At 31.7% G+C, this 315-nt stretch carries 1 protein-coding gene; it reads right to left on the bottom strand.

The features are described from left to right. Nucleotides 1–265 (bottom strand): NUDIX domain-containing protein (locus tag GHD00_RS21185; RefSeq protein ID WP_240468775.1); only part of this gene is annotated, 265 nt, incomplete at its 3' end. Between the last annotated feature and the right edge of the window lie 50 nt (nucleotides 266–315).

The raw sequence follows: 315 nt of genomic DNA, 5'->3' as shown, positions 1-315 counted from the left end.
ACTTATAAAAAAATCGATTATGTATCTTACCATCATCGTTCTCCCAAAAGTCTTCAGCAATTAAATGATCAACAGAAAAATTTCTCAATCCAGTTTCTTCTTTAATCTCCCTAATAACTGCATTAAATGTATCTTCTCCATTTTTTACTGTACCTTTAGGTATTTGGATTCCAGCTTCAGCTATTGGATGTTGAAAAACCAACACTTGCTTTTTGCCATTTTTATTTCTTGTGACATAACCATATGCTTTTTTAATGGAATTCAAACCAACCCTCCTCTTACTATTGTTTGGTTTTGTTTCACTATTCGGCTATT

This window comes from Gracilibacillus sp. YIM 98692 (assembly GCF_010993965.1).
Classification (GTDB): domain Bacteria; phylum Bacillota; class Bacilli; order Bacillales; family Amphibacillaceae; genus Gracilibacillus.
This window is presented reverse-complemented; position numbering and strand designations above follow the sequence as displayed.